The sequence below is a fragment of the Streptomyces sp. NPDC043680 genome (assembly GCF_056436685.1).
Map to the genome: position 1 here is coordinate 111,232 of NZ_JBWKCE010000018.1, position 25,601 is coordinate 136,832.

The following is a 25,601-nucleotide window of genomic DNA, read 5'->3' on the forward strand; positions in this document are numbered from 1 at the left end:
ACCCGGCCGGGCAAGGTCGCCGGGCTGGTCAAGCGGCATCGGCGAGGGGACGTCCGCCCCAACGGATGCCCTTCTCGCTGCGGATACGAGCGCGCTCGCGGCGCTGGGCTGCCAGCACGTCGGATGACGGGCATTCGCGTTGCGCCAGCGCAGATAGGCGTGCAGGGCCCGGGTCTGCACGGTGTGGTTGCGGTGGTTGGAGTTGGCGATGGTGAACTGCCGCAGCGGCCCGAAGTGCGCTTCGATTGGGTTGGCCCAGGACGCGTATGTCGGCGTGAAGCACAGCTCGACGCGGTTCTTCTTCGCCCAGCGGCGGATCGTCTCGCCCTTGTGGGCGGACAGGTTGTCCAGGATGACGTAGATGGGGGCGCCGTCCGGTCGGGCGGCGCGGACCGATCTGAGCGCGGCCAGCGTGTTCGCGGCGCCCTTCTTCCGACGGTTGACGCCCCAGAGCGTGTCGTCACCGACCGAATAGCAGCCGTGGAAGTACCTGACGCCATGAGTGCGGTGGTAGGTCGCCGGGTGCCGCTCGGGGTGACTGGCCGGGGCCCAGCCCGCACCGCCGGTGGGGCGGATGCCGAGCGGGCCGAACTCGTCGAACGCGAAGACCCGGTCCGGAAAGCGGTCCAGGACCTCCTCGACCCGGTCCAGCTTTGCTTCGCGGTCGGGGTCCGGGGACTCCTTCCACGTCTTGGTGCGCTGGAAGGTGATGTCGCGGCGGGCGAGCAGACGGCGTAACGCCTCGCGGCCGATGCGGATGGCCCGCCCATGGACTTTCCGCAGGTGGCCAGCAGTTTGCGGATGGACCAGCGAGTGAAGGGCTGGCCGAGCTTGGTCGGGCGGGTGGTGGCCGTCTGGACAACGAAGTCCTCGTCGTTAGGACTGAGCAGGCGGGGACGGCCTCCCGCCCACCGAGTGTCCAGACAGGCCAGGCCGATCTCGTTGAACCGGTGGATCACATCCCGGACGGTGTCCTCGTCGGCCTGCACCAGCTGGGCGATCACCGGGACCCGGTTCCCGCCGGCCGACGCCAGCAGCATCATCGCGCGTCGGAAGCGGACCGAACTGGTGCTGCCCCGACGCACGATCTGCTGCAGCTTCTGCCCCTCCTGGTCGGTCAACCTGCGCACGCGGACAGGCTCAGCCACCGCACCCCCAGCACTCGGATCGGACGTCACGCAACATTCAACCGCCCCGACCACCAACCCGGCGAACCAATGTGGTCAGAGCACTAGCGACCTGTCGGTCGCGGAAAGCGTCCCCCGACGCGCCCGTGGCGGACTGTGCCGACAGGGCGGGAAGCAGGCCGCCGACCGCGCCGCGCCATCGGCCCGCCTTCGCGGCCGAGGGCGTCTACCGCCGCCCGAAGTGCTGGAGCTTCTGCCCCTCCTGCTCCGTCAGCCTCCGGACCCTGACCAGTGGTGCCATCCCGCCTCCACTGCTGGTTGGAAGCGACATCGCTTCCAACCAGCACAACGAGCAACCCGGTGAACCATGCGGTCAGAGCACTAGCCAGTGGCCGGGAGGGTGTGAGGGTCTGACCAGGCGCCTCCAGGGGCGCGGGGCCGGCCGCGGTGAACTCCGCGAGCGGTCCCCGCCGGAGCGGGGACGGGGACGGGCGAGAGGGCGGTCAGGCGGCTCGGCGCAGGCTGTCTCTTTTGGATTTTCCATCGAGGCGTAGCCTCGCGGTCTTGCTCGCAGCCGGTCCCAAGAGGTCTCCTGTGCGGCCGAAATCGGCGGGCGGGCTACCAGGGATCAGAGCCCATGCGCCCCGCGCGGCGCAGCAAGGGTGTTTGGTCAGCTTACGGCGGCGGTGCGCAGGGCTGTGATGGTCTTGGCAGCGTCGGCGAGACTGGTGGGGTCGACCAGGCGGAGTATGCCGAAGGTCGCGGCATCGCTCCATGCGCATATCGCCTGGTCGCCGGTCGGGCCGGTGGCGTAGCCGCAACTGAGGCCGCCGCCTGCAGGGCCGGGGTCGAACGCAGTCACGTCATGGGCTTTTGCGCCGGCGAAGAAGTTGCGGAACTCCTGCGCGACGGACTTGCTCTCCTTCTCGGCCTGATACGTCGGGTCCCAGGCCGTGCTGCGCGCCCAGAAGAGCGCATGCGCGGTGTCGTCCTCGGTCGTGTTGTAGTACCAGGCTTTGATCCCAGCCGGTATCGACCTACCTCCCATCAGGCTGGCCTCAGCACGAGTCGCGGCGTCGCCGGTCATCAGCTTGTAGCCGCCAATTCCTTCTGGCGGGGTGATCACGCTCGGCTGAGGCTGGGGCACTTTTCCGTGAGCGGTGGCCGCAGCCGCCTCCGAAGCGCGGGGTTCAGGGTTGTAGTTGAGCCCGGCCTTACCTACAGCGGCGGCCACGATCAGCACTGTCACACCGATGATGATTTTGTGACGCTTGGCGCCCAGCCGCGCGGTCTCGGCCGGATCGCCGCCCACGGGAGTAGCAGGGGCGCGCCATGACGCGCTGCGCTTCCACAGCAGTGCAATGGCGACGGCGGCGACGGCCAGCACTCCGCAGACCTGACCTACGGCGTAGCTCTGCGACGTTGTGTCCACGGAGAGGGTGATCATGCAGGCGATCGTATGGGTGCTCGCACGGTTGGCGGATCACGATCCCGTATCCACTGGGATACAGGCGTCGTTTCTCGGTGTTAGCGTTCACGTCTGGGAGCAGGTGTCGTCGAAGAGTACGGCGCCATTGCACAGCAGGCTCCAGCCCTGTTCTAGTGCTGTGACCGGGAATGTTTGGCGGGTTGGATGGTCAGGCCGCGGCGGGTAGTGGTCTGCCGCCCCAGCGGAGGTTTTTCTCGCTTCGGATGCGGGCGCGTTCGCGTCGTTGTGCGGCGAGGACGTCGGGGTGTCTGGGCCTCTTACGCCGCCGATGTCAGCTTCCGCGCCCCGGAGAACCAATGAAGCTACCCATCACCATCCACCAAGCACGGCTCGGATCCACGGAGTTCAAGGTCATCCGACCAGCCCGGCCCCTGGTCCACGCAGTGCTCATCGACCACGATCGGCACCTGGACACCTACCTCGATCAGGACGCCGCCCAGCGAATCGGTGGGCTATGGAAGCTCGCTGCCTCTTCACCGCGCTCGCTGATCCACCTGCCGATGCGGGGGAACCGTGGCCCCTTCCGCGAGCTGCCAGAAGACGGCACACGGCAGCTTGATCTCGTGCTGCTGCACCACTCGCTTCAGTTCGCCCCCTCACGCTGGAAGGAAATACGAGGACGGCTCGGCCCAGGGCGTCCGCAGACCGTGACGCTGCCCGGCCCAGGACACATCAACGAAGCCGTGATTGATCACGAGGCACGGCACTACCAGGAGAACCGGGATCTGTTTCTGTTCCACCAGCATCTCCATGCCGAGACCCTGTTCATGACCGGCAGCGCGAAGGTGTTCAGGGACACCGCCCGGCACTTCTTCGACGTCGCCCGAAACGGCCCCGGATACGTCCCCGTCCATCCGAGCTACCTGCACTTCTGCACCGAGCTCCACTCCAACGACGGCATTCTCGGCGACGCGCGCGAGATCCACATCGAGTACTGCGACCAGTGGGACTCATGACGCTGACCGACAGGACCCGGCCGACCATGACGTTCAACGATCACCTCCAGCATCTCGTCGAGAGGGCCCTCGCATCCATCCCGGCCGCCGACGCCGGCGACATCTACGCTGTCTCCTTCCTCATCGACAACGAGGAGGACGACCCTCGTCAGCCGACTTTGACGATCGGCTACAACACTGAAACTCAGGCCCGACGCTGCATCCAGGACGCCTCTGACCAGGCAGAAGCCCGCTGGAACTACGCTTTCTGGATTCAGAACGAGCTGACTGTGGTCGGCGACCTGACCAGCGACCCCGCCGGGGCCACAGCTCGCCAGGAGTGGATCACCGAACTCGGACTTTGGTACGACGAGCCGACCGACCTCGCCGACTGGGATTCAGTCATCGGGCCACTCGCCGCGCAGATCGAGTCCCGCTTCAACCAGACCTGCTGCCAGCTCGCCCGAACCCTCCACACGACCGGTGTCATCGAAAGATCTGTCGGCCGAACCGTGCCGGTGATCGTCCACGAACTGGAGTACTACGAGGCGATCGCCCGGCAGACCGAGGCCGCCAACCCGCCTGGCTTCGCCGACGAGTTCACCTCATGGGTCCGCAATGGCTGAGGCATTCGGACAGTTCCAGTACCCACTCCACCATTGCGATGCCGCCGGCCATGGCGGTGCCGATGGTGACGACCTCGTTCACGATCGTCTCCGAGCTCTGCGCCGCACCCGCAGAAGCGCGCCGTCCGCGAGCCCCTGCGTAAGCGCGGTATCCGCGCGGTGATCCCTGTCCCCGCGGATCAGAGGGGCCACCGACTGCGTCGAGGTCGCCGCGGTGGCAGGCCGCCCACCGTCGACCGTGAGGCATACAAACAGCGCAACACGGTCGAGCGGTGTATCAAGCGTCTGAAGCAATGGCGCGGCGTTGCCACCCGCTACGAAAAGGCCGCGGTTATTTACCTGGCCGGGCTCCATGTAGCGCCATCTTCCTGTGGTCCGCGAGGTGAGCCACCGCGCTCCGACCAGGACGAGTGCCGTGACGGCGGGGCGAGCGCGGGAGCCTTGTCAGCGGACGACGTCGAAGACGTTCAGCTGCAGGCCGTTGGGGTATGCCTCGTGCTCGACGAGCTTCAGCTTCTGCGCGTCCTTGTCGGTGGCGCTGAAGAGCCGCTTGCCCGCACCGAGCAGCAGCGGGAAGACGAGCAGGTGGTAACGGTCGATCAGGCCGGCGTCGGAGAGCGCCCGGTTCAGGGCGGCGCTGCCGTGGACGATGATCGGGCCGCCCTCGGTCTCCTTCAGCGCGGTCACCTCGTCGAGCGAACGCAGGATCGTCGTGGCGCCCCAGTTCGACACCAAGTCGTCCTCGGCGAGCGTGGTGGACACCACGTACTTCGGCATCTCCTTGTAGTCGGCGAAGTCCTCCATGCTGGGCCACACCGGGCTGAACGCCTCGTAGCTGGTCCGGCCCATCAGGATCGCGGTGGCTTCCTTCTGCTCCCGGCCCTTGATCTCGAAGGCATCGGGGAGGAACTCGACATCCTTGAAGGTCCAGCCGGAGTTCCGGTACCCGGGCTCGCCGCCCGGGCCCTCCACGACGCCGTCGAGCGATATGAAGGCGGTGCTAATCAGGGTACGCATCTCGGTTCCTCGGCGTCTCGTGTCTGGAGCTCAACGGGTGCGGCCGGTGCACGCTTCGACCACCCTCGTGGCTGCGGTGCACCAATCATGATCTATGACTGTGGATCATGGAGGAACTCATCGGTCGTCGCCAGCCTCTTTTTTCGACAGCCTCGGCCATCTGGATCACCTCGGTGAGCCACACACGTGCCAGATCGTGCGACCTGGCCGCGATCGGTGGCGCGGCATCTTGATGCAGTCGCACTCCGTGATCCAAGCGAAACGGCCTAGGTGTATTGATCACGAGCGTTGTTAACAGGGCTGGGTCTTGATCATGACGAAGACCTCCGGTGTGGTGGAGGTGTCTAAGCTGCACCACACACGGAGGTCTTCGTGTCCCACCGTAATGCCCGGCTGACCGTTCACGGCAGGCGGATCCTGGTCGAACGTGTGCTGGCCGGACGGCCGGTCGCACATGTCGCGGCCGAGATGGGCATATCGCGGCCCACCGCCCACAAGTGGGTCCGCCGGTGGCGGGCCGAGGGCGACGCCAGCCTCGCCGACCGAGCCAGCAGGCCGCACACCACACCGCACCGCACCCCGGCTCCGACGGAGGCCAAGGTCTGCCGGCTGCGGACCGAACGCAAACTCGGCCCGGCCCGGATCGGACCTATCCTGGGCCTGCCCGCCTCGACCGTTTACCGGATCCTGACCCGACACGGCCTCAACCGCCTGGCCTGGCTCGACCGCCCCACCGGAGCGATCGTCCGGCGCTACGAACGCGCCTGCCCCGGCGAGCTGGTCCACGTCGACATCAAGAAACTCGACAACATCCGCGACGGGGGCGGGTGGCGGGTGGTGGGCCGCACGACAGGCGACCGCAACCGCCAGGCCACCACCACCCTGCGCAAGAGCAGCACACCCGTAATCGGCTACGGCTACATCCACTCCGCCGTCGACGACCACTCCCGCCTTGCCCACAGCGAGGTCCTCACCGACGAGCGCAAGGAGATCGCCGCCGGCTTCTGGACCCGGGCGAACGCGTTCTTCGCCGCCCACGGGATCACCGTCGAACGCGTCCTGACCGACAACGGCTCCTGCTACAAGGCCAAGCTGTTCACCCAGACCCTGGCCGCGGCCGGCATCACCCACAAAAGCACCAGGCCCTACCGGCCGCAGACCAATGGCAAGGTCGAACGCTTCAACCGCACCCTGCTCGACGAATGGGCCTACCTGCGGCCCTACACCTCAAACGAAGAGCGGACCGCGGCCCTGACAGACTTCCTCCACACCTACAACCACCACCGCTGCCACACCGCACTGGGCGGACACCCGCCCATCAGCCGTGTGAACAACGCTGCGGGCCAATACACCTAGGGCGTGTCTGACAAATGATCACGGGCTGGTTCGCGGAGCCAGAGGATCAGCGGGGCTAGGGCGATGCCGGCACGGTAGCGGTCGGCGAGCTTGTCGAACCTGGTCGCGATCGCCCGGAACTGCTTGAGGCGTGCGAAGTATCGTTCGACCACGTTTCGGTCGCGGTAGACCTCCTTGTCGAAGGCGGGCGGACGGCCGCCGAGGCGCCCTCGGCGCCGGCGGTTGGCCGTTTGGTCGCGACGCTCGGGGATCGTGACGGCGATGCCCCGACGCCGCAGCAGGTGCCGGATCGCTCGGCTGGAGTAGGCCTTGTCGCCCAGGACTCGGGTCGGTTTCGTGCGTGGGCGGCCGGTGTCGACTCGCGGAACGCGGATCCCGTTGAGGACCTGACCGAATGCGGTGGCGTCGTTGCTCATCCGTTGCATGATGGACGGGCATGGCCCCAGGCGGGCCACGTTCCGACCGCCGCCCGATCCGGCGTACCGGAACGCAAGGAGCGTGGTAATGCACCGGCCTGCACCACCGTGATCACAAACAGCAGCTCGTCAGTGTTCATTGGCGTGCCGGGATCGGGCCAGGGCGCGTCGGGAAGGCACTGTCGTGAGCGACCGCTCTTCGTGGGAGTCCCGCAAACTCCGCTACTGGTCCGAATGCAGTGGGCAACCTCGCCGCGTTGGCCTTCGAACCAGCCACCCGGCCCCCGCTGCCTCGCCTGCGCAGGCATGGCTGGAGAGCTACGTTCTTGAGCAACTGGGCAAGTCTCCGGATCTGTCCGCGCACCCCTTCGGTATCGCTTCGCTGAGCAGGGTCGGCGCGTCCCTCACCTTGCACCTCGACGCCTTCCTGGGCCAGCAGCGGTACTCCTTTCCCGAGCACTGCCTGAGCCGGCTGCTGCCCGCGGCTCCCGCGCCAAGAGGCGGTGACGAGCCGCACGGAATCCCCGGCTTGCGGGTGAGCGGCATCAAGGCCAGCGGCCGCCAGCTACACCTGTACATGGTGAAAGACTCTGGTCCTACAGCCACGCTCGTACTGGCTCTGCCCAGTGGGCTGGCTGAGAGCTGGGAGGACATCGAGCGCCGGCACCGGCGCTGGTGCGAAGACAACGGTATGCGGCCACTGTGGACTTCCCCGCAGCTCGATCCCGTGGAATCCGGATACCTCAGCGCCTATCCCAGCCTCGAAGGCTCACGGGCCAGGCGGGCCGCGGTGGGTAGCGGGCTGCTCCGGCGTATCGCGCTCTTCCACACTGTTACCGCCTTCTACCGGGTCCAGTGCTGGGACGACGGTGACAGCTGGAAGATCGACGCCCGCACCGCACACCCTCAAGCCCGCTGGCACGACCAGCTCTTGCAGCGTCTATGCCACGCAAGGTGGGGTCTACCGGTGAACGTGGCCCACCGGTTCTGCCACTGCGCCGAGCCGGACACCGCCTACCAGTGGAACCACACTTGCGCCTTCTACTTCGATGGTCACACCGCCAGCAACGACGACCCCATCTACTTGCGCGTCCACGCCAGCCCCGAAGGACACGACTACGACCGGCAGATCGCAACACTGCGCCAGGTCGGCGCCCCAGCGGACTGGATGGCCCGCGCCTTCCCCCAGCAAGCGGTCCAGCACCACGGCCAGCAGTATCACGCAGGGCGGTTGCGGTAAACGGAACATCGGCGCCCTAGGCGGACGCCGCGTCCCGTCTCCGGGTTGGCTACCACTGACGGCGGAGCTGGGCACAGTCTGCTGCGAGCTGGATGACAAGGTCGCTGTCTTCGTCAGGGACGTCCCGCTGGAGCAGGTGGGAGACGTCGCGGTGAAGGCGTAGCGCTTGGCCGGTGCCGGTGCCGGTGCCGGTGCCGGTGCCGGTGCCGGTAGCGGCGAGGACGGCCGACCACAGGGGGTTGCCGTGGAGGGCGTTCTTCTCGATCGCCTCCAGAAGGCTCAGTTTGTCCTGGTAGGTGAGGCGGGTCAGCTGCCGCTGGCCGGTCTTCTGTGCGATTTCCTCCCAGGTGGTAGTTCGCCCCTCTCGGGCCGCCTTCTTCAACCGTCGGCGAGGTCCGTCGGGCGGCAGGAGCGGCGTCATGTCCTGGAAACGGCCGATGCTTCGAACTCTTTGATGGCCATGCGGTCGGTACGCGCACCGTCGCCGCTGAGGCGGTGGAGCAGAAGCCAGCGTCCGTCGTCGTGTGCCACGGCGATGCCGGACGCCCCGTGTGTGGCTCCGTTGTGCCACAGCAGCGAGGAGTCGCCCCCGCGACGCCAGGTGGGCGCTGGCGGCCCCAGTCTGCGCTCGACCAGGAGACGTACCACAACGGATGCCATGGTCCGGGGGGTGGACCACAGGCCGCCAGCGGGCAGGATCGGCCCGGTCAGGGTCCACGGGGTGCGAGGGCGGCCGAAGAGAGTGCGCGCCACCAGTCGCCGGCCCGCTGGGGGATGCGCCGTGACGGTGCCCGCCTCCAGCCCGAGGGGCTCCAAAACGTACTTGTCCACCAGCTGCTGGTACGGACAGCCCGATACCTCGGTCAGTGCCCGGCCGAGCACGGCGTACCCAAGGTTGGAGTAGGTTTCGGCGCCTGGCCGCTCCACCGCCACCCGGTCCAGATCGTGCAGCATCTCACCGAGCGCGGCGTCACTGAATCCGGCGTACGGGTCGTCGGCAGGGCCGGTGTCACCGGGTGGAAGGCGTGGCAGCCCCGAGGTGTGTTCGGCGAGGTGCCGCAGGGTGATCCCGGTGCCTCGAGGTACCTCGGCGAGGTAGTCCTCCAGAGGGGCGTCGAGGTCGATCACCTTCCGGTCCTTCAGCCGCATCATGACGGTTCCAGTCATCACCTTGCTAAGGGAGCCGAGTTGTACGAAGCGGTCCGGGTCATGGCCGTGGGTGACCCGGTCGGTGATTCCCGGGCCGCCCAGCAGGCAGGTGGCTGTCAGCACGCGCCTCCACCCCCGTCAGACCAGTTCCGCCTCATGGACAGCCCCTTTCTCCCGGGTTTCCGCAGCTGCGGGGGCCGGCTCAGCAGTCCGGTCGCGCCAGCTGCGGACCCGGCCGATGAGGCGGTCGAGAGCCCCCGAGAGGAAGACCAGATCGCAGGCGATCATAGTCAGGGCGAAGCCGGTGAGGCCCATGAAGACCGCGATCGACAAGTGAAAGCCGATCGACAGGGCAGCGGCCCACGGCCGCAAGCCCCGGACCAGGACACCCATCGGGAAGTAGACCAGGAATGCCACCGTCCCGTAGGTCCCCAGGACCACCAGGAAGTCGTTCTCGTAGACAAACTTCGACCAGCCTGGGAGCTCGAACTCCGGCACCCTCATGACGTAGAACAGGGCCGTGCCGTCCTGCCACTCCTCCCCCATGACCTTGTAGAGGCCTGAGGCGACGTAGACCAGACAGATCTGCACGGACACCAACAGGACACCCAGGTTGTGGAACGGAACCGCCACCGCCCGGAGATGTCCTGGCAACCGCTCCACCAGCCGCTTCGCTACCCCAGTGGCCAGGGCAAAGCGGTCATAGCAGCGGGTCAGCAGCAGGAAGGGGATGACGACGTAAGCGAGGTTGTCGCCCCCGTCCAGGAGCGCGGGCTGGCGCTGGTAGATCGACCACAGGAACACCCAGTGCAGCGCCAGCCCCGGACGCCCGCCGATGCCGAGAGTCACAGCCAATGCCACCGCGGCTCCGACGTGGAAGACGAGCTGGAACCAGGCCTCGGAGCCGTCTCGCATTCACGGAATGCCCCTCACGTGTCGATCAAGGAAACTCAATCAAGACAGGCGAAGCAGAGCAAGAAGCTTTCTGGCCATCGTCCGATTGTCGGACGCCCTGGAAATGGAAGTGCAGATTCCGGCTTTTGGGTCCTCTCCCGCTCATCGGCGGTAAGCGGTAGGAAAATCGCTTGACTTACAGCTCTTCGCGCAGTCTTTGCTCTCTGAGAGCCGACACGGCCGCGTGATATCCGCACATGCCGTGCACCGAGGGGCCCGGCGGGGTGGCCGAGGAACAGAGCCAGGTGCCCGGAACGGGCGTGCGGTACGGATTCCAACGAGCAACTGGACGGGCAAGCGTCTGCCACAGACTCATCGCACCCGACGCGATATCCCCGCCCACATAGTTTGCGTTGTACTCACCAAGCTGGGCCGCGGCCATACCGCGTTCGGCGATCACGGTGTCGGCAAAACCCGGCGCGTGCGCCTCGATAGATGTCCGGATCACGCCCACGGGATCATGCGTGTCCCCGTGGGGAACGTGTGCGTAGGCCCACACCGGTCTGCGTCCGCCGACAGCCCGCCCGGGATCCGCCGCCGCCGGGTCGACCACGATGATGTACGGCCGCTCTGCTCGCATCCCCTTGACGGTCAGCGCCTCCGCCCGGGCCACCTCGGCAGCTGCTCCGCGCGTCCCCGCCAGATGGATGGTGGCAGCCTGGGAGAGCCGACGGTCGGTCCAGGGGATCTCGCCGTCGATGAGGAAGTCCGCCTTCGCGGCGCCCGGCCCGTAGCGGTATCGGGACAACTGGCCCAGGTAGCCGGCGGGCAGGGGCGCGATGCGGGCGAGCTCGCGCGGCGAGACGTCCAGCATCGTGACGCGCCGGCCGGCGGGAAGTTCGTCGAGGCTGGAAATGCGTATCCCTGTATGGATCTTCCCGCCCAGCTTCTCGATCTCCGCAGCCATGACAGCCGCCACCGCCCCCGAGCCGCCCTGCGGGACGGGCCAGCCCGACGTGTGGGCCAGATGTCCCAGCAGCAGGGCGACCGCGGCAGCCGCCGGCGAGGGCAGCCGACCGATGCCATGAGCCGCCACTCCGGTCAGCAAGGCCCGTCCCGCCTCGGTACGCAGCCCGCCGCCCAGTCGCAACGCGTGCACCGGTATCCGGGGTGCAAGTGTGGTCAGAGCCCGCAGCGGCGGAACGGCCCGCTGCGTAGAGAGCATCAGGCGCACAACGGCCTCAGAGTGCTCCATCAGCGGCAGCATCAGACTCCGCCAGCGCCTCCCGTCCCCGCCTAACTCCGCACAGGTGGCGTCGAGGTCGTTCCACGCGACGGCGGCCTGACCGCCCTTCATGGGGTGGGCGTACGCGGCGGGCGAACGCATCATACGGACCCCGTGCTCGCGCAGGGGAAGCGACCGCATGAAGGGGGAGACCGGCGCCATCGGATGGACCGCCGCGCAGATGTCGTGGACCACCTCCGAGTCGAACAATGCCTCGGTACGGAGTCCACCGCCCATGACCTCGTGTGCCTCGAAGACCTCGACCGCCAGTCCAGCGCGGGCCAGCGTGAGGGCCGCAGCCAGGCCGTTGGGGCCGGAGCCGACTACCGCAGCGTCCGTCATCCTGAAAGTCCTGTTCTTGTTCCTGGCCTCGGTGGGCCACGCTCACCGGAGGCCTGCCCGGGTTTGCGGTCAGTGGGTCAGCAGCCATCCGATTCCGGCGGCGGCGATCGCCCCAGCGACTGCTAAAGAGGCAACGCGGAAACGGTGCAGGGCAAGGGCAACGATCACCGCACTGAGCAGGACCGCGATCGTACCGATCGTTCCCCGCAGCACACCGTTGCTGTACCCGAGCTCATTCCACTCTTCGGCCACCCATACCAGCCACTTCAGCCTCATACTTCCCCTTCGTGATCTTGACGATCATAAAGTGGTAAGACAACCGCACCGATGTGATCAAGCCAGTGCGGCAGGCGAAGCGCGCGGCGGCTGGGCTGCACAGCACCGCCGTTGCCGACTTCGCCGCCCTGACCAGCGAACTGGTTCGCGTCGCCGTCCTCGCGGACCGCGCAGCGGGTACGACCTGGGAAGAGATCGGCCAACCGCACAACCTGACAGCTGACGCAGCGCGCGCCCGGCGGGGCCACCTCCGGCTTGTCTGGCCCCCCGAGCGACCCGCCTCATGACTCCAGGACTCGAACAGGCAGTCAGGCGTCGCGCAGTGCTTCAAGCTCGGTCCGAGTCAGGGTGAAGGGCGGGGTGCGGTCCTTCCAGCCCTCCTCGGTGGCGTGACGCAGGCCAGCTGGCGACCGGGCCCCGTCGTAGCCAGGCGCGGGGTGGATGATGTCCTTCAGGAGGAGGTCGATGAGCCGGGCCAGCGCCATGGGGCCGCCGCCCGCGCACCCGTAGGTGTAGCCGCCGCCCGTCTGTGGCGCGAGGAACACCGTTTTGTCCTGGGTGGTCACCCACACCGAGCGGTGGCCGATGGTCAGCGCGGCGAGCGGTGCGTGCGACGGCAGCCGCTGCGGGGCGATGGTCTGGACCGTTCCGTCGCTGGTTCGGACGGCGGGCATGTCGGTGATCGGGTCGATCAGGATGTCCTGGTCGCGGGTGTCGCCGAGGTCGGTGGCGAGGGCGGTGCGGGGGCTGGGCTGCAGCCGGGATACCCATTGCTCGGCCTGGGCGCAGGAGGAGGGGTCCACGGTGATCTTGCACGAGCCGGGGAAGTAGCGGATGGCGCCCAGGACGTGGCCAAGGCGGGCGCAGTCGGCGGCGAGGGTGTCGGTGCGGTTCAGGATGGTTCGCCAGCCGTCGCGCAGGATCTCCTCCGCGATGTCTGGTGGCTCCGGGGGGAGAAGGGGGCGGGCGGCGATGGCGATGGAGGCGATGTCCTCGCTGGTGTCCACGTGCTTGGTGATCTCGTCATGGCAGCTCTTGGCTTCGGACCACACCGCGCGCCGGGCGGTGTGGAAGGCCGCCATGGCCGCGTGCGTGCCGTCGGGCTCCTGGGCGGCCAGGCGCAGCAGCGGACCCGGATCCGGGACGACGACGGCCGGTACGTGCAGGGTGGTCGCTCCCGGCCGCCAGGCCAGCATCAGCTCGGGATCCCGCAGGTTCGAATGCCAGTAGGGGGCGGGCATGCCGAGGACACCTTCCAGGCGGCGCCAGGTCGTGCCGTAGTACTTGTCGGGGCCTGCGGCGTCGATCGCCTCCAGGCTCGGTCCGTGGGGAGGGCTGTAGTCGGGCTCGACCACGGCCAGGGCCACGGCGTCTTCGGTCAGCTCGCGCAGCAGGTGATGGCTCGGGAACGTCATTCCCACCTCGCCGCGCACCGTATGCGCGAGCACGACCTCACCGAACTCCGTGTCCCACCGGTACAGGACCCAGCCGCGACGCCGTTCTGCCCCCAGGAACCGCGCCGGCCTGGTGGCCGTCGCCTCCCACAGCAACCGCCTCGTCCTTGACCGCTTGAACACCACGAAAACGCCCCCTCCGCTTCGACCGGCGCCTTGTCTCGACGCACTATCCAAGCCGAGATGGCCATACGGGTGGTCGGATCCAGCCGAATCCTGATCTTCAGCCCGTCGTGGTTCAGGGCTATGCGGCCAAGGTTGGTGGCCGGCTACTCGGCGGCGTGGCTGCGCGAATCACGCAGCTCCCACCAGAGCCGGTCCAGCTCTGAGAGCTCTGTGCCTGGCTGCGGGAAGAGCCCCACCCAGCCGGAGTCCGGCGCGGCGAAACGCTCCATCATCTTGCGGCGCAGGACCGGGTCGGCCGTCATGGTGGTGTGCAGCACGACGTTCGCCGAAGGTTCTGCGGACCGGTCCCACCACGCGGGTGGGTTGCCTTCATCGTCCATGGGGGTCGGGTAGTGCTCAACCGCCCGCACTGGCAGGAACGGGCCGTGCCCGGTGAAGTCGACGCTGATGTGGTGCTCACGCGGACCGACCCGCAGGGAGGTCAGAGAGAACAGCTCTCCCACGCCGGGCACAACCGCGGCTCTGAATCCGTGGTCGCGGTAGAGCGCGCCCAGCATGTTCTGCGACGGCTCGCCCACGTCGCCGACCTTCTCGTAGAACTCAATGCGTACCCCGAGGATCACCATGACGCCGATCTTGGCATGTCACCGCGAGGGGTGTGGGCCCAGCAGGGAATCAGCGGTGTCCGTCCGCAGATGTACTTGACGCGGTCAGGCGGAGGGACGCCGCCTGGCACCGCCGCCGCTGCCGTTCAGCGGGATCAGTGTCTCCAGGTGAGCGCCTTTGACCCAGGAGCCCAGCAGGTCGCGGTGCAGGGCCACGATGTCCTGACGCAGTGCCAGGCCCAGCGCGTCTCTGGTGAACGCGTGGCAGGTGGTGACGAACAGGGCGACGTCTGCGCCGTGCTCGAGACGGGCGGTGCCGACGAACTTCTGCATGTCCTGCGAGGGCACGCTCCGGTGCGGCGCGTACTTCTTGCACTGGATGACCAGCTTGCGGCCGTCGGCCAGGTAACCGACGACGTCCGCGCCCAAGTCGCCGCTCTTGCCGCTGACGACGACCTCTCGGCAGCCGTCCCGTCGGCACAGCTCCGCGATGTACTTCTCGAAATCCTGCCACGTCAGGGCGTCGACCTGAGCCATGGACAACTCGCGCGCCCGAGCCTCCCCCTGTGCCCGCCACGCCCGGTCACGGCCGACCGCGCGGCGATGCGCCCGCAGGAGCACCCAGCCGACTCCGCCGAGTACGGCCGCGACGAGTACGGCGACCAGGACGGGCCACACCGTCGACCAGTTCGCGGCGACCCACACCACTGCGGCGGCCGCCGCCACCACACCCCAGACCTGCAGTGTAAAGGCCGGAGCGTCTTCCACCCCGAAGTCCAGGCGCAGCCGCCTGTACCTGAAGCCGGGGTCAGGCCGCGCCGGCGGCTGGCTGGACGGGGCGGGCTGGTCGGCGGGCTGGTCTAGCTGCTGCTGACGGCGCCGCTGCTCGTTGGGGTCGCGGTGGGGAGAACTACGTCCGGTAGGTGTCTGGACCGCTGGCGCTCGGCGCTGCTTCGCTTGTCCGGAGTGTGCAATTTCCCGCAAACGGCGTGCTGCAGGAGGCGGTCATGGCACTACGGTTCATGGGCAAGGACCCCAACTCCGATACCGGGCAGTGCCCCTCGGCGTGGGTCTATGAAGACACGGGCGACGTGCTGGTGCAGGGCTGGAAGGCCAGCGCGGCGGAGCTCGCCGAGTGCCTGAAGGCCGGGGACATCCCCGACACCGAGGCCGTGGTCCGGCTCCCCGCGTCGCCCGCGGCGTGGTGGTCCGCCGCGCCCGCATCGTCTCCGAGCCGCTGTCGGACTACGCCCGCTACGGCCTGATGGGCGGGCGCCCAGACCTCCGCGCTGCGGCCCGGCAACGACTTCTGGCTCATCGACGGCCGGCTCATCCGCTGGAACCAGGGCTCATCGGCTGGCCTGCGTGACGCCGCTCGCCAGCTGCCCCAGGACGTCCAGGATTCCCTGGCCGACCGGGGTAGGAGCCCCGCGCCTGTCACTGACGGCGGAGCTGGGCGCAGTCCGCGGTGAGCTGGACGGTGAGGGTGATCAGTGTGAAGGGCTGCCGCAACGTCGGGCTCGCTGCGGGGCCGCCGTCGTGTGATCGGCGCAGCCGTGTTCCTGCGTATTCACCGACGAGCGGCCTTCCAGCAGAACGACCTAGTCATTGCCTCGCAGCTGGTTGCCCAAACAGCGCTTGGGATCGACAAGGTCGTGCTGTACGGGCGTGAGGCGTACATCGCCGACGAGCTGCAGCGGACCATGCTGCCCGACGGCCTCCCCCAGCCCACCGGGGTGCGGCTGGCCTCCCGCTACCTGCCCGCCGCCGAGACGGCCCGGGTCGGCGGTGACTGGTATGACGCCATACCGCTGCCCGGCAGCCGGGTCGCGCTGGTCGTCGGCGACGTCATGGGCCACTCCATGACCTCCGCCGCGATCATGGGCCAGCTGCGCACCACCGCGCAGACCCTGGCCCAGCTGGACCTGCACCCGGCCGAGGTGCTGCACCACCTGGACGAGCAGGCCCAGCGGCTGGGCTCGGACCGGATGGCCACCTGCCTGTACGCGGTCTACGACCCGGTCTCGCACCGGATCACCATCGCCAACGCCGGCCACTCCCCGCCGGTCCTGCTGCACCTGGGCGGCCGCGCCGAGGTGCTGCGCGTCCCGCCGGGCGCCCCTATCGGGGTCGGCGGGGTGGACTTCGAGGCCGTGGAGCTGGACGCCCCGGCCGGGGCCACGCTGCTGCTGTACACCGACGGGCTGGTGGAGTCGCGGCTGCGGGACGTGTGGACGGGCATCGACCGCCTCTGCCAGCGGCTATCTGCCACGGCCGAGGGGACTGATCTGGAGAAACTCTGCGACGACGTGCTGGACATACTGGGCCCTGGTGACCGGGACGACGACGTCGCCCTGCTCGCGGCGCGCCTTGAGGGGATCGCGCCCATCGACGCCGCGTACTGGTTCCTCGACCCGGAGGAGACCGCCCCCGGCCTGGCCCGCCGGTTCGCCCGGCGCGCCCTGGCCCGCTGGGGGCTGGAGGAGCTGAGCGATTCGCTGGAGCTGCTGGTCAGCGAGGTGGTCACGAACGCCGTCCGGTACGCCGAGCGGCCCGTGACCCTGCGCCTGCTCCGGACGGACGTGCTGCGCTGCGAGGTCGGCGACGACTCCCCGCAGCTGCCGCGCCAGCGCCGGGCCCGGGAGACGGACGAGGGCGGGCGCGGCCTGTTCCTGGTCAACCGCCTGGCGCGGCGCTGGGGCGCGACCCGGCTGAGCAGCGGCAAGGTGGTCTGGTTCGAGCTGCCGCTGCCGCCTGCCCTGGCAAACCGCAAGTCGTGACACCGTGTTGGCAGGATGGGGCAGTGTAGATGCAGCAGTACGGGACACCCGGTGCGTTTGGGCCCGTGTCAAAGGGGGAACGCGCCGCCTCCACCTGGCCCACTCCGTCCCACCGGCCCACCCGATGTGCACCACTCCCGTGCCGCCTGCCGCACCGGTGCGCACCGCCCATCGAGTGGATGCGCGCCGGAATGGGAAGTTCGACAACGACCGATGGGAGAACACCCAGCTGTCCCCGGAGCCGGGTCACCGGTGGCACCCGACGCTGTGCGAGCCGTGCGAGGCCAAGACCGTCGCGGCTGCGGACCAGGCCGAGCGCGACCGCCTGGAGCAGGAGGCGGCCGAGACCGCCGAGAAGGCCCGCGGCTGGCGCTCCCGCTTCCGCCCCGGGCAAGCCTCCTGATGGGCTGGGCAAGCCTCCCGCCGAGGGCGTGGGCAAGCCATAGGCGACCCTGGGCAAGCCCCCCGGTCGGCGGTGGCTGGGAGGCTTGACTGCATGGACAGGGATGAGGAGTTGCTGCGCGGCCGGATCTACGGCGAGGAACACGACCATCCCCGGCCCGGCCCGAAGCCCGGCCGCGACTATGCCGAACTGGTCGGCGGCCCGCTGGACGGCCTGCTGCTCGACACATCACCGGCTGGACAGCGGACGAGATCCAGACCGGCGCCGCGCTCATGACTGAGCTCGGACAGTTCGGCGCTGGCGGCCGGGCCCTGTACGACTCGTGTTCTGGCGAGCGGCGCCGCTGGGACTGGTCCTGCGACACACCCTGACCCGGGTACAGCGACGGGCCGCACCGAGTCTCGGTGCGGCCCGTCGCTGTCTACTGCGGCTTGCTCACTGGCTCAGGCAGGTGCGTGGTCGTTCAACCCCCGGTGCGCGGGGCGCTGTACGGCCCGCGTTCGACGGCCGGGTGCGCGAGTGATCTGAGGATGGCCCGTACGCGCGTCGGCCTCGGCAGGTTCAGGCTGGTGGGGCGATCATGATTTCGGTGCCGAGGCTGTTCATGCGGGTGTCCTGGTACATGGTGGTTTCGCCGTCAGTCCAGCGGATCACGAGGTCGTTGGGGAGACCGTCATTGGTGAACTGTCCGGTGGTCATGATCACGCTGTGGGTCCACGTCTTGTTGGGGCCGTGGATACGCTGCTCGCCGCCGAGGCCGCCGGTGGTGGTGCCGACGTAGTTGTCGAGTTCGCCGCTGTCCCAGCGGACCATGAGGTCCCATTTCTGGTTGCCGGAGAACTGCCCGGAGGTCAGCAGTGTGGCTTCCTTCCAGGTGCTGTTGGGGTCCTTGAGCTTGTACTCCTGGCCCAGGGTGCCGGCGCCCACGTTGGTGAACAGGCTGAGCTCGCCGTCGGACCAGCGCACCATCAGGTCGGTCACGTAGGTGGCGGCGTTGAACCGGCCGGCGGCTATCTGGGTGGCATGGCTCCAGATGGAACCCGCGGGAGCCATCTCGGTACCGCCGCCCAGCCCGTTGGAGCCGACGTCGCCGTGCAGGGTCATTCTGCCGTCGTCCCAGCGGACCATGAGGTCGAACTGGTTGGAGCCGGTGAAGTCGCCGGCGGTGATGGTGGCGACGGGCTTCCAGCCTGCGTTGGGTGCCAGGAGCTGCCGTTCTGGACGGAAGCCGCCGTTGCCGTCACCGGGGTAGAGCGTGACTTCGCCGTCGGTCCAGATGACGAGCAGATCGCTGTGACCTGTGCCGGAGAAGTCTCCGGCGGAAATCTGCTTGGCGTGCTTCCACGTCTCGCCGCTGCCCGGCAGGACCGGACCGTCCGTCGGAGGCTGGTAGGTGCCGCGATGGACGTTCTTCGGTCCGATGCCGTTGCTGGCGTCGTTGTAAAGGTCCTGGGCGTCCTTGCCGTAGAGCGGCGAGTACGAGATCCAGTCGACGTCGCCGCCACCGCCCATTCCGCCGACGTTCCCGATCACCTCCCCAGTCCTGGCCGAGGCGTTGTATCCCCTGATCCAAGGACCGCCGGAGACACCACCGTAGTAGCCGCCGCACTGCATCTGCATCTGCCGGAACCCATACAGCCGACGGGTTGGCACGTCACAGCGGATGGCTTTGTGCTGGCTGTTGTCGCTGGCGTGGGCCGGGTAGCCGACGACCGTCACGTTGTGGTCGTACGACGTGGAGGTGGTGAAAGTGAGGGCGCCGACGACGTCCTCGACCGCGCCCTTGCCATTGGGGGCGACGGTGACGAAGGCGAAGTCCAGGTCCGAAACGGCAGCCCTCGTCTGGTCCGTGTCGGGGTAGCGGGGGTCTTTGTAGACCTCGTTGACCGCGAAGAGTCCCCACGGCTGGTTGGCTGGGATCTTGAGGAACTGGTACTGCGGCACGAAGACACGGTGGGTGGCCGCGTTCAGGCCGTTCGCACAGTGCCCCGCGGTAAGCACCAGGCTCTTTCCCTTGCTGCGCACGACGCTGCCAGTGCAGTAGGTGGCGTTTCCACCGACCGGCGTGCCGTCGAAGAAGAACGTCCCCACCATCGGGAGGCCGTCGAAGTGCGCGGCGTGGGGCGTGTCCGGCGGTGCAATGGCCGTCGAGTTGGATGCTGATGGAGCTTTGGTGGGCCCGGTGCCGCGGGCGGCGTCGATTGGCTTGGCCTGGGCCATCCGCTCAGCTGTCCAGTACTGCTCGTCCGCGGTTGAGGCCGGGGAAGCAGGGGGTGAGGTGGTGGTGGACGCGGAGGGAGAGGGGGGAGCGGATACCGGTGGTGCGGCCGGAAGGGGAAGCTGCGAGGCGGAGGGCGTGGAGCGGGGTAAGTCTGAAGGGCTGGGTGTGGGGGGCGACGACGAGGATGAGGCCGAGGGTGAAGGGAGCGTCGTGCCGGCCGGAGAGGGAGCGGCCGACGCCGCCAGGGCAGTGGGGGCGGTGAGTAGCACGGTGCTGGTGCCGAGCGCGAGTGCGGTCAACCATTTTGATCTCAATGACTTGCTTCCTGAGCGCAGTGATGACGCCTGGCATCGCAGTGTGTTAGTGCGTCAGTTCGACGAAGAGGGCAGAGTAGGCAGTGGTGTGAAAGATCGTCAACGAATCCAGATAGGCGACAAATGAAGCGATTACGGGCATGGATCGGCGCGGCAGTCCTGACGATTCCGCTGTTCATGTCACTCGGAGCGGAGGGCGTGCAGGCCGCTCCGCTTACGGATGTGCCGTTGCCGCTTCAAAGTGGCGCCGAGCAGTTGGTTCGGCCTGGAGAGCAGGTCAGCGTCTCAGTGGGCCTGCAGGACGCGGTCGGCAATGGCGACAGGGTCTTCTCCGAAGCGTTCACCGCCGATGGCCGGATGAGGATGAACGATCCGCACGTCACCGCGGTCATGACGATCTCCTGCACCGCTGCGCCCGGGTCCTACGAGGTGCGCATCGGGTCAGGTGGGGACCGGAACCCCTCCGAGGTCACGCGGCTCTGGGGGAGTGTTCGGGTGGCTCCGGCTGAAGCGGCGGAGCGTGCGGCGTGTGCGAGGCGGGTCTCCGAGCTGCCGCCTGAGCCTCAGGAGGAGCGCTGGCCTGCGGATGTGGAGTGGCCCGCGAGCCCATGGGACGTGCGGTCGGTGCGGGCTGGCGGCGAGATGACGGCCACCGATGGCCTGGAGATGGGCGGCGACGGAGGCGTCACGTTGACCTCGTCGGCGTTCACGCGATCTGTGGTCATGCACGGAGCGAAGAGGGTATCGGCGGTCGTCCGCATCAGGTGCGACGCGAAGCCGGGTCTCTACATCGTGGTCTGGCGAGAGAAGGGGAAGCCGTCAAAGGACTGGGCCCGACTGCGGGTGGAGCCCGCAGCCCCTGACTGCCACGACCCTGCCCCGACGCTGACCGACATGGTCAAACACCCGGCTTCCTGGCTGGCCGCAGGCATCTGTGCTGCCGCACTAGCAGTAGGGGTACGTGCCCTGAAGCGGAGGCGGCATGCCCATCCTCCCCTGTGATCGTGAACCGTAGGCGCCACGCGCTCCAGAAGCGAGTGGTAGATGCGGTACACCTGAGCCGGGTGCGCGTTCCGGTTATTCCTGCCAAACCATGAGAACGGTGCACGGTTCTCTTTCTGGAAGCGGTCGAGTCGGCGATATTGGCGCGTCGTTCACCGTGGCTGAAACGATTCCAGGAATGACTTGAAACGCAGACCCGCGCCGGTCGGGCTGCTTGGATGCTCAAACTAACCTCAGGAGATGGACAAAGCCGTTGCCAGGTCGAACGAGCGAGAGGCACGGCGGTGCCTTCCGCTGGCTGACCCGATACACACCCGACGCCGGTATTCCCGCCCTGGCCAGCGGTCTCCGATCGCCTACGAGAACCACTTCCAAGCAGCAGCAACTAGCTTGGCCCAAGCTGCATAGACATGTTCAAAATTCTGGGTCAAGGCCCGAGGCGAGCCGGCAAAGATCTCGGCCCACTACCGCTGCTTTTCCTCTCTCCACTCGCACCCGTCACGCTGGTACGCACCCATGCAAGTCCGAGGAGCCCGCCTTCGCCCCGCACCACCACAGCGGGACGTGATCGCGCAGTATTCGGGAACGGCGCTATGCCACAGGACCTCCCCTTCTCCGGGGAGGCAAGGAGAGGAAGGTGGCTTCGGCCATGTCGGAGATGTCGGAACCAGACTGGGCGCAGAACTTCGAGCCCGGCACCCCGCCGGGGGGCAGCCTGTCGACGTACTCGTCCTGGCCGGGGCAACACGGCTCGGCCCCGTACCCCGACGGACCGCGGCCGGGACCCGTCTCGGCGCCGGCCGGAACGGAGTACCACGAGCAGGCCAGGAATGGTCGGCAACGGTGGCCGCGGCGGTTCAGCGAGGCCCTTGTGGTGCTCGGGCTGCTGGTCGCAGGGTTCGTCGTGGCCATCGGGGTCAGCATGCAGGTGGCCGCCGCAGTGGGCCTGGAGCTCGCCCCTGATGGCAGCACCCGGCTGCTGACCAACCCCTTGGCCGACGAAGCCGTGGGGCTGCTCGCGCTGACGACTGGTATACCAGCGGTGCTGCTGGCCGTGCGGTGGTGCGGCGACCGTCCGGCGGGGACCGTGGCGGCCGTGACCGGTGGGGTGCGGTGGGCGTGGTTCGGGATATGTGCCGGCGTGGCCTTTCCGCTGATGGCGCTGGAATTGGGCGTTCTGGCGCTGTGGAGCTGGCTAGAGGAGGGAGACGCCGTCTTCGCGGGAGACGCCCCAGAGCCTGGAAGGTTTCTGTTAGGGCTGGTACTCCTCTCCATGCTCATCTTGTTCCAGGCTGCCGCGGAGGAGTTCGTCTTCCGGGGCTGGATCACGCAGTTCTTCGGCGGGTTCCTGCGCTCCCCGTGGCCGGGGGTGTGCGTTGCCTCGGTGCTCTTCGCCTTGGCCCACGGGTTCGGCAGCTGGAGCGGCTTCCTCCTCCTGGTGTACTCGGCGCTGTGGTGGGGATGGCTCGTCATCCGGACCGGCGGGCTTGAGGCCGTGATCGCCATGCACGCGGCCAACAACATCTTGTCCTATGGACTGGCGCTGGTCCTGGGGCAGTTGGCAGAGACGGGCACTGCCGCGGACGCGCCTTGGGAGGCACTGGTCCTGGAGTTGGTGAGCGCGCCGGCCTACTGCCTGCTGGTGGCACGGCTGAGCAGCGCCCGTGGTGTCGCTTCGCGCCGACCAGAGGGCCTCGGTCTCCCCGGTTGCCGTGCAAGCTGAACCCTGCCCCCACTCCGCCCGCCAGGCACGTATCCGCCCTTGTCGCGGTTCCGGCGAGTACCCGACGGCATGGAAGCCGCGCGGTCCTCCTGTCAGAAGCCGGAGAACACGTCGTGGCGTTTCAAGCCATCTCTCGATTCGCCGAGGTGCAGCGATCCACTCGTCCTCCGGAGTAAGCCGCAGATAGCAACCACCGGCGCGGGCGGAACGAGGAAATCCACGATCTGAACGCCGCGTCCGGAATGCGCCGTGTGACTTGAGTCACGTCGATATCTCTTTGGGCAAGATCAGACTGGTGCGTTACGTTCGCATGGAACGCATCAGATTGACCCGGACCAGGTCGACCTGACGCGGTGAAAGCAAAATTGCACGGGGGGCGGAGCCAGACGCGGTTCGGGGCCGAAAGTGTCCAAGCCGACGGCTCCACGAACAGGCGCCTGATCTCCGCACCCCTTTGTGCACAACGCAAAGGAAGAATACGTGAAGCGCAATACGTTACGCATCGGGGGCGTCGCAGTACTCGCGGCACTTGCTCTGGGACTCGGCGGCACTGCCGCTCAGGCGAGCACGGCTCCCTCCGCCACTCCTGCCCTCACCATCACCGTGACCACGCCGGAGCAGCAGCAGGCGGTCCAGTCACTGGCCACCGCCCTACTGAACTCCCCCGTCGAGTACACCGCGGCCGAGCGCGCCGAGCTGCAGTCCATCGCGAACGGCGAGGCCGCTGCTGCCGGGAAGTTCGACGGGCTTGTCAAGCTGCTCAAGAAGGTGCCCGGCTTCGCCAAGGCGGTCGGCGGAAAGTTCAGCGAGTTCCAGGCCTGGTACAACGGCCTGTCTTGGTACTGGAAGGCTCCGCTGGCCGCCATGAACGCCGCCGGCAACCTCTACACCATCTGGGAAATGTTCCACTGACGAACAGCTGACCTCTGACTGATCGGAGGGGCGTGCTGCAACTGCGGTTGCCGCACGCCCCTTGCGGCATCCCACCCGCGAACCCGAGAGGACATGCGACGTTGAACACCTCTTCAGCCTTGCCGCGCGCCAATGAAAGGAAGCAGAAGCCAGGATGGTTCCTGACTGCGGCGCTCATCGGCGCACTGTCCCTGCTGCTCCGCCTCACTGACACCTGGTCCTGGTGGACCTTCCTCTGGGCTCCGTTGCTCGGCCTTGCCGTCGGCTCCGCGACGTACGAGTGGCGACTGACAGCCCGCAACCGGTGGCGTATGCCCCCCGTGGAGTGGGTGCTGCTGATCGTTGCGCACCTTGGCCTGGGCGCATCACTGGCGGCTGTAGGAGGCTTCCTGCCCCGCTGATCACGGATGCCCCCGACTGACTATGCTGAGCTGGTCCGCCTGGACGACAAGCCGGTGCTCGACCTGACGGCAGTGGGGCCCTTAGAAATTCGCGCACGGACGTGGAAGCCCTGGAGTTCACAGACGAGCAGCTGCGCCACCTCCAGGGCGTGTTCACAAGGCGGCCGACCAGACCCACAGGACGATGGACCGGTACGCCGACCGCAAGGATGCCACCTCGCCGCGTCCGGTGCGCGAGGACGACCAGCGCGCACACCGCCCTCATCCCGGCATGGATCGCGGTCCGGTCCCCACGAAACCCGCCTGCGCTATCGGCGAGACCAGGCCCTCGCGGCATAACGACACCGTGTCCAAGATCACGGGGAAACATCAACAGCCGGCTGTCCCCGGAGCCGGGGCACCGGTGGCACCCGACGCTGTGCGAGGCCAAGACTGTCGCGGCCGCGGACCAGGCCGAGCATACGCGGGCCCGACCCGTCGGTGTCCGCCAGGATGTTCGCCGCTGGGCGGGCTGCTCCCGGTCCCTGGTCGGGGGTCCAGCGCGTACCGAACAGAGCTGCCCCAGCCTCGTGGCGACCGTCCGCGCGACCACCGCAGCCGGGTGGGGGTTCGGCAAGGCATTTTCTACGGCCTTGCCTTCCTTCACGTGCGCGTATCCGGGCGGTGGGAGGGGTGGGTGCTCCCAGGGGTCCGTGGTGTCGACCACCTGCGCCCACCTGTTGCTCGCTTCTGCCCACGCCTTGGCAGAGCCGCGCAGTACACCGGCCGTCTCCCGCAGATCAGCGCCGCAACTCCACGATCCCACCATGCGAAATCATTTTGGTGGGGGCATGGAACCTGGTGGTTCCCCTTCACGCTTTGCATACGATGTCCGTGATCAAGAAACAGGGGAGATGTTTCATGGGGTGGGACCAAAACGTGTCGCAGGCCGACCTGCGCGCGTCAGCCGGGGCGGTGGACGTCCTCGTGACGGATCTTCGGCCAGTACTCACGAAGGCTCTGGCCGACCTGGCCGATGCGGGCGCGGCCTTCGCGCCTTGGACCGCCGGACCTCGGATGACCAGTGCGGGCAAGGGCTGGGGGGACGCCCTGCAAACCCTCCAGAAGACCTTCTCAGACCACGCTGAAGGACTCCGGGGCCTGGCGAACGGGACGGACATCCTCGAGCAAGACATACTTTCCAAGTTCCGGGGCTGGTGAACAGCCACCATGCCCGAACTCTTTGCACAACTGCTCCGCCAGGACTTCGCCGACCTAGACGCCGCCGCGGCGTCTTGGAAGAAGCTCGCCAAGGCATTCGACGACACCCAAAACGGCAGCCGCAAGCGCGTGACTGGACCGCTCCACAAGGCTGGCTGGGCAGGCGTCAGTGCCACGTACGGCTTCTCGGCCATGGAAGCGACAGAGACCAAGCTAAGGGTTGTCCCGTAACTGATCTTTGGCAGCACGAGAGTGGCTGGCCGGTATCGCATCCCAGGTTCCCCTTGGGGAGGCACTGACTTCGGTTC

Annotated in this window: 25 protein-coding genes and 7 pseudogenes; 16 read left to right on the plus strand and 16 right to left on the minus strand. The window is 67.8% G+C overall.

The genetic code is table 11. From position 1 onward, the window contains the following. Window positions 1-28: 28 nt before the first annotated feature. From AC0666_RS27870 to AC0666_RS27885, 4 genes and pseudogenes are all read right to left on the minus strand, one after another. A pseudogene (locus AC0666_RS27870) lies at window positions 29-1,148 on the minus strand (IS630 family transposase). Between the two features lie 649 nt (window positions 1,149-1,797). Continuing rightward, the gene (locus AC0666_RS27875; protein ID WP_468587637.1) at window positions 1,798-2,574 is read right to left on the minus strand and encodes a hypothetical protein; all 777 of its coding nucleotides are present in this window, start codon (window positions 2,572-2,574) and stop codon (window positions 1,798-1,800) included. A gap of 102 nt (window positions 2,575-2,676) precedes the next feature. After that, window positions 2,677-2,784, minus strand: a pseudogene (locus tag AC0666_RS27880) (DUF5999 family protein); the annotation flags it as partial. Beyond that, window positions 2,765-2,881: pseudogene (locus AC0666_RS27885) on the minus strand (IS630 family transposase); the annotation flags it as partial. The pseudogenes AC0666_RS27885 and AC0666_RS27880, both read right to left, overlap by 20 nt. Before the next feature lie 31 nt (window positions 2,882-2,912). On the opposite strand from AC0666_RS27885, the gene AC0666_RS27890 reads away from it, so the two are divergent. Together AC0666_RS27890 and AC0666_RS27895 are read left to right on the plus strand one after the other, a co-directional pair. Beyond that, window positions 2,913-3,572, plus strand: a complete 660-nt coding sequence (locus AC0666_RS27890; protein ID WP_478708541.1) for a hypothetical protein — start codon at window positions 2,913-2,915, stop codon at window positions 3,570-3,572. Beyond that, window positions 3,569-4,177 (plus strand): hypothetical protein, encoded by a 609-nt coding sequence (locus AC0666_RS27895; protein WP_469157070.1) that lies wholly within the window; start codon window positions 3,569-3,571, stop codon window positions 4,175-4,177. The genes AC0666_RS27890 and AC0666_RS27895 overlap by 4 nt, the downstream gene beginning before the upstream one ends. 444 nt (window positions 4,178-4,621) lie before the next feature. On the opposite strand, the gene AC0666_RS27900 is transcribed toward AC0666_RS27895, so the two are convergent. Next, window positions 4,622-5,194: a dihydrofolate reductase family protein gene (locus AC0666_RS27900; protein WP_468587631.1), complete on the minus strand. Its 573-nt coding sequence runs from the start codon at window positions 5,192-5,194 to the stop codon at window positions 4,622-4,624. 372 nt (window positions 5,195-5,566) lie between these two features. On the opposite strand from AC0666_RS27900, the gene AC0666_RS27905 reads away from it, so the two are divergent. Then, window positions 5,567-6,550 (plus strand): IS481 family transposase, encoded by a 984-nt coding sequence (locus tag AC0666_RS27905; protein WP_478708542.1) that lies wholly within the window; start codon window positions 5,567-5,569, stop codon window positions 6,548-6,550. Here AC0666_RS27905 and AC0666_RS27910 read toward each other — a convergent pair. Continuing rightward, window positions 6,547-6,960, minus strand: a pseudogene (locus AC0666_RS27910) (transposase); the annotation flags it as partial. The gene AC0666_RS27905 and the pseudogene AC0666_RS27910 overlap by 4 nt on opposite strands. A gap of 190 nt (window positions 6,961-7,150) precedes the next feature. On the opposite strand from AC0666_RS27910, the gene AC0666_RS27915 reads away from it, so the two are divergent. Then, on the plus strand, window positions 7,151-8,206 hold the full coding sequence (locus AC0666_RS27915; RefSeq protein WP_478708543.1) for a hypothetical protein: 1,056 nt from the start codon (window positions 7,151-7,153) through the stop codon (window positions 8,204-8,206). A gap of 49 nt (window positions 8,207-8,255) precedes the next feature. Here AC0666_RS27915 and AC0666_RS27920 read toward each other — a convergent pair whose 3' ends face one another. The 9 genes from AC0666_RS27920 to AC0666_RS27960 all read right to left on the minus strand — a co-directional run bounded on the left by AC0666_RS27920 (window position 8,256) and on the right by AC0666_RS27960 (window position 15,081). Further along, entirely contained in the window at window positions 8,256-8,627 is a 372-nt protein-coding gene (locus AC0666_RS27920) for a hypothetical protein (protein ID WP_478708544.1), read from the minus strand. Continuing rightward, on the minus strand, window positions 8,624-9,478 hold the full coding sequence (locus AC0666_RS27925) for a serine hydrolase domain-containing protein (RefSeq protein WP_478708545.1): 855 nt from the start codon (window positions 9,476-9,478) through the stop codon (window positions 8,624-8,626). The genes AC0666_RS27920 and AC0666_RS27925 overlap by 4 nt, the downstream gene beginning before the upstream one ends. A 15-nt stretch (window positions 9,479-9,493) precedes the next feature. Next, complete coding sequence (locus tag AC0666_RS27930; RefSeq protein ID WP_478708546.1) at window positions 9,494-10,270, minus strand: HTTM domain-containing protein; 777 nt, start codon at window positions 10,268-10,270, stop codon at window positions 9,494-9,496. 175 nt (window positions 10,271-10,445) lie between these two features. Continuing rightward, on the minus strand, window positions 10,446-11,876 hold the full coding sequence (locus tag AC0666_RS27935; protein ID WP_468585702.1) for a phytoene desaturase family protein: 1,431 nt from the start codon (window positions 11,874-11,876) through the stop codon (window positions 10,446-10,448). A gap of 69 nt (window positions 11,877-11,945) precedes the next feature. Further along, window positions 11,946-12,152 carry a hypothetical protein gene (locus tag AC0666_RS27940; RefSeq protein ID WP_468585701.1) on the minus strand — a complete coding sequence of 69 codons (207 nt, stop codon included), beginning with the start codon at window positions 12,150-12,152 and terminating at the stop codon, window positions 11,946-11,948. Next, window positions 12,149-12,355, minus strand: coding sequence for a hypothetical protein (locus AC0666_RS27945; protein ID WP_468585700.1), 207 nt, complete (start codon window positions 12,353-12,355; stop codon window positions 12,149-12,151). Before AC0666_RS27945 ends, AC0666_RS27940 begins: the two co-directional genes overlap by 4 nt. Before the next feature lie 105 nt (window positions 12,356-12,460). Further along, the gene (locus tag AC0666_RS27950) at window positions 12,461-13,567 is read right to left on the minus strand and encodes a hypothetical protein (RefSeq protein WP_478708547.1); all 1,107 of its coding nucleotides are present in this window, start codon (window positions 13,565-13,567) and stop codon (window positions 12,461-12,463) included. Window positions 13,568-13,875: 308 nt separating this feature from the next. Further along, window positions 13,876-14,358 (minus strand): hypothetical protein, encoded by a 483-nt coding sequence (locus tag AC0666_RS27955; protein WP_478708548.1) that lies wholly within the window; start codon window positions 14,356-14,358, stop codon window positions 13,876-13,878. A gap of 84 nt (window positions 14,359-14,442) precedes the next feature. After that, on the minus strand, window positions 14,443-15,081 hold the full coding sequence (locus AC0666_RS27960; RefSeq protein ID WP_478708558.1) for a restriction endonuclease: 639 nt from the start codon (window positions 15,079-15,081) through the stop codon (window positions 14,443-14,445). Window positions 15,082-15,344: 263 nt separating this feature from the next. On the opposite strand from AC0666_RS27960, the gene AC0666_RS27965 reads away from it, so the two are divergent. The 5 genes and pseudogenes from AC0666_RS27965 (at window position 15,345) to AC0666_RS27985 (ending at window position 17,891) form a co-directional block, all read left to right on the plus strand. Then, window positions 15,345-15,602, plus strand: coding sequence for a hypothetical protein (locus tag AC0666_RS27965; protein WP_478708549.1), 258 nt, complete (start codon window positions 15,345-15,347; stop codon window positions 15,600-15,602). Then, window positions 15,527-15,698, plus strand: a pseudogene (locus AC0666_RS27970) (DUF6879 family protein); the annotation flags it as partial. The gene AC0666_RS27965 and the pseudogene AC0666_RS27970, both read left to right, overlap by 76 nt. Before the next feature lie 162 nt (window positions 15,699-15,860). Then, window positions 15,861-17,117, plus strand: a pseudogene (locus AC0666_RS27975) (SpoIIE family protein phosphatase); the annotation flags it as partial. Window positions 17,118-17,292: 175 nt separating this feature from the next. Then, on the plus strand, window positions 17,293-17,520 hold the full coding sequence (locus AC0666_RS27980) for a hypothetical protein (RefSeq protein ID WP_478708550.1): 228 nt from the start codon (window positions 17,293-17,295) through the stop codon (window positions 17,518-17,520). A 93-nt stretch (window positions 17,521-17,613) separates the two neighbouring features. Continuing rightward, a pseudogene (locus AC0666_RS27985) lies at window positions 17,614-17,891 on the plus strand (hypothetical protein). Window positions 17,892-18,081: 190 nt separating this feature from the next. Here the strand turns inward: AC0666_RS27985 and AC0666_RS27990 are convergent. Beyond that, a complete protein-coding gene (locus AC0666_RS27990; RefSeq protein WP_478708551.1) occupies window positions 18,082-19,740 on the minus strand; it encodes a trypsin-like serine peptidase in 1,659 nt (552 codons plus the stop codon). A 136-nt stretch (window positions 19,741-19,876) separates the two neighbouring features. Here AC0666_RS27990 and AC0666_RS27995 point away from each other — a divergent pair, with 136 nt between their 5' ends. The 7 genes from AC0666_RS27995 (at window position 19,877) to AC0666_RS28025 (ending at window position 25,524) form a co-directional block, all read left to right on the plus strand. Then, window positions 19,877-20,182: a hypothetical protein gene (locus AC0666_RS27995; protein ID WP_468585693.1), complete on the plus strand. Its 306-nt coding sequence runs from the start codon at window positions 19,877-19,879 to the stop codon at window positions 20,180-20,182. Beyond that, complete coding sequence (locus AC0666_RS28000; protein WP_468585692.1) at window positions 20,179-21,057, plus strand: hypothetical protein; 879 nt, start codon at window positions 20,179-20,181, stop codon at window positions 21,055-21,057. The genes AC0666_RS27995 and AC0666_RS28000 overlap by 4 nt, the downstream gene beginning before the upstream one ends. A gap of 637 nt (window positions 21,058-21,694) precedes the next feature. Beyond that, complete coding sequence (locus AC0666_RS28005; protein WP_478708552.1) at window positions 21,695-22,780, plus strand: lysostaphin resistance A-like protein; 1,086 nt, start codon at window positions 21,695-21,697, stop codon at window positions 22,778-22,780. Window positions 22,781-23,260: 480 nt separating this feature from the next. After that, window positions 23,261-23,692, plus strand: coding sequence for a hypothetical protein (locus AC0666_RS28010; protein WP_468585690.1), 432 nt, complete (start codon window positions 23,261-23,263; stop codon window positions 23,690-23,692). 101 nt (window positions 23,693-23,793) lie between these two features. Further along, window positions 23,794-24,093, plus strand: coding sequence for a hypothetical protein (locus AC0666_RS28015; RefSeq protein WP_468585689.1), 300 nt, complete (start codon window positions 23,794-23,796; stop codon window positions 24,091-24,093). A gap of 873 nt (window positions 24,094-24,966) precedes the next feature. Beyond that, window positions 24,967-25,293 (plus strand): hypothetical protein, encoded by a 327-nt coding sequence (locus AC0666_RS28020; protein ID WP_468588145.1) that lies wholly within the window; start codon window positions 24,967-24,969, stop codon window positions 25,291-25,293. Window positions 25,294-25,302: 9 nt separating this feature from the next. After that, window positions 25,303-25,524: a hypothetical protein gene (locus AC0666_RS28025; RefSeq protein ID WP_478708553.1), complete on the plus strand. Its 222-nt coding sequence runs from the start codon at window positions 25,303-25,305 to the stop codon at window positions 25,522-25,524. Window positions 25,525-25,601: the final 77 nt, after the last annotated feature.

Coding starts and splice junctions, on each gene's coding strand:
- AC0666_RS27875 (WP_468587637.1), bottom strand. CDS start 2,574: ATGATCACCCTCTCCGTGGACACAACGTCGCAGAGCTACGCCGTAGGT.
- AC0666_RS27890 (WP_478708541.1), top strand. CDS start 2,913: ATGAAGCTACCCATCACCATCCACCAAGCACGGCTCGGATCCACGGAG.
- AC0666_RS27895 (WP_469157070.1), top strand. CDS start 3,569: ATGACGCTGACCGACAGGACCCGGCCGACCATGACGTTCAACGATCAC.
- AC0666_RS27900 (WP_468587631.1), bottom strand. CDS start 5,194: ATGCGTACCCTGATTAGCACCGCCTTCATATCGCTCGACGGCGTCGTG.
- AC0666_RS27920 (WP_478708544.1), bottom strand. CDS start 8,627: ATGACGCCGCTCCTGCCGCCCGACGGACCTCGCCGACGGTTGAAGAAG.
- AC0666_RS27930 (WP_478708546.1), bottom strand. CDS start 10,270: ATGCGAGACGGCTCCGAGGCCTGGTTCCAGCTCGTCTTCCACGTCGGA.
- AC0666_RS27935 (WP_468585702.1), bottom strand. CDS start 11,876: ATGACGGACGCTGCGGTAGTCGGCTCCGGCCCCAACGGCCTGGCTGCG.
- AC0666_RS27940 (WP_468585701.1), bottom strand. CDS start 12,152: ATGAGGCTGAAGTGGCTGGTATGGGTGGCCGAAGAGTGGAATGAGCTC.
- AC0666_RS27950 (WP_478708547.1), bottom strand. CDS start 13,567: ATGACGTTCCCGAGCCATCACCTGCTGCGCGAGCTGACCGAAGACGCC.
- AC0666_RS27955 (WP_478708548.1), bottom strand. CDS start 14,358: ATGGTGATCCTCGGGGTACGCATTGAGTTCTACGAGAAGGTCGGCGAC.
- AC0666_RS27965 (WP_478708549.1), top strand. CDS start 15,345: ATGGCACTACGGTTCATGGGCAAGGACCCCAACTCCGATACCGGGCAG.
- AC0666_RS27990 (WP_478708551.1), bottom strand. CDS start 19,740: ATGGCCCAGGCCAAGCCAATCGACGCCGCCCGCGGCACCGGGCCCACC.
- AC0666_RS28000 (WP_468585692.1), top strand. CDS start 20,179: ATGAAGCGATTACGGGCATGGATCGGCGCGGCAGTCCTGACGATTCCG.
- AC0666_RS28025 (WP_478708553.1), top strand. CDS start 25,303: ATGCCCGAACTCTTTGCACAACTGCTCCGCCAGGACTTCGCCGACCTA.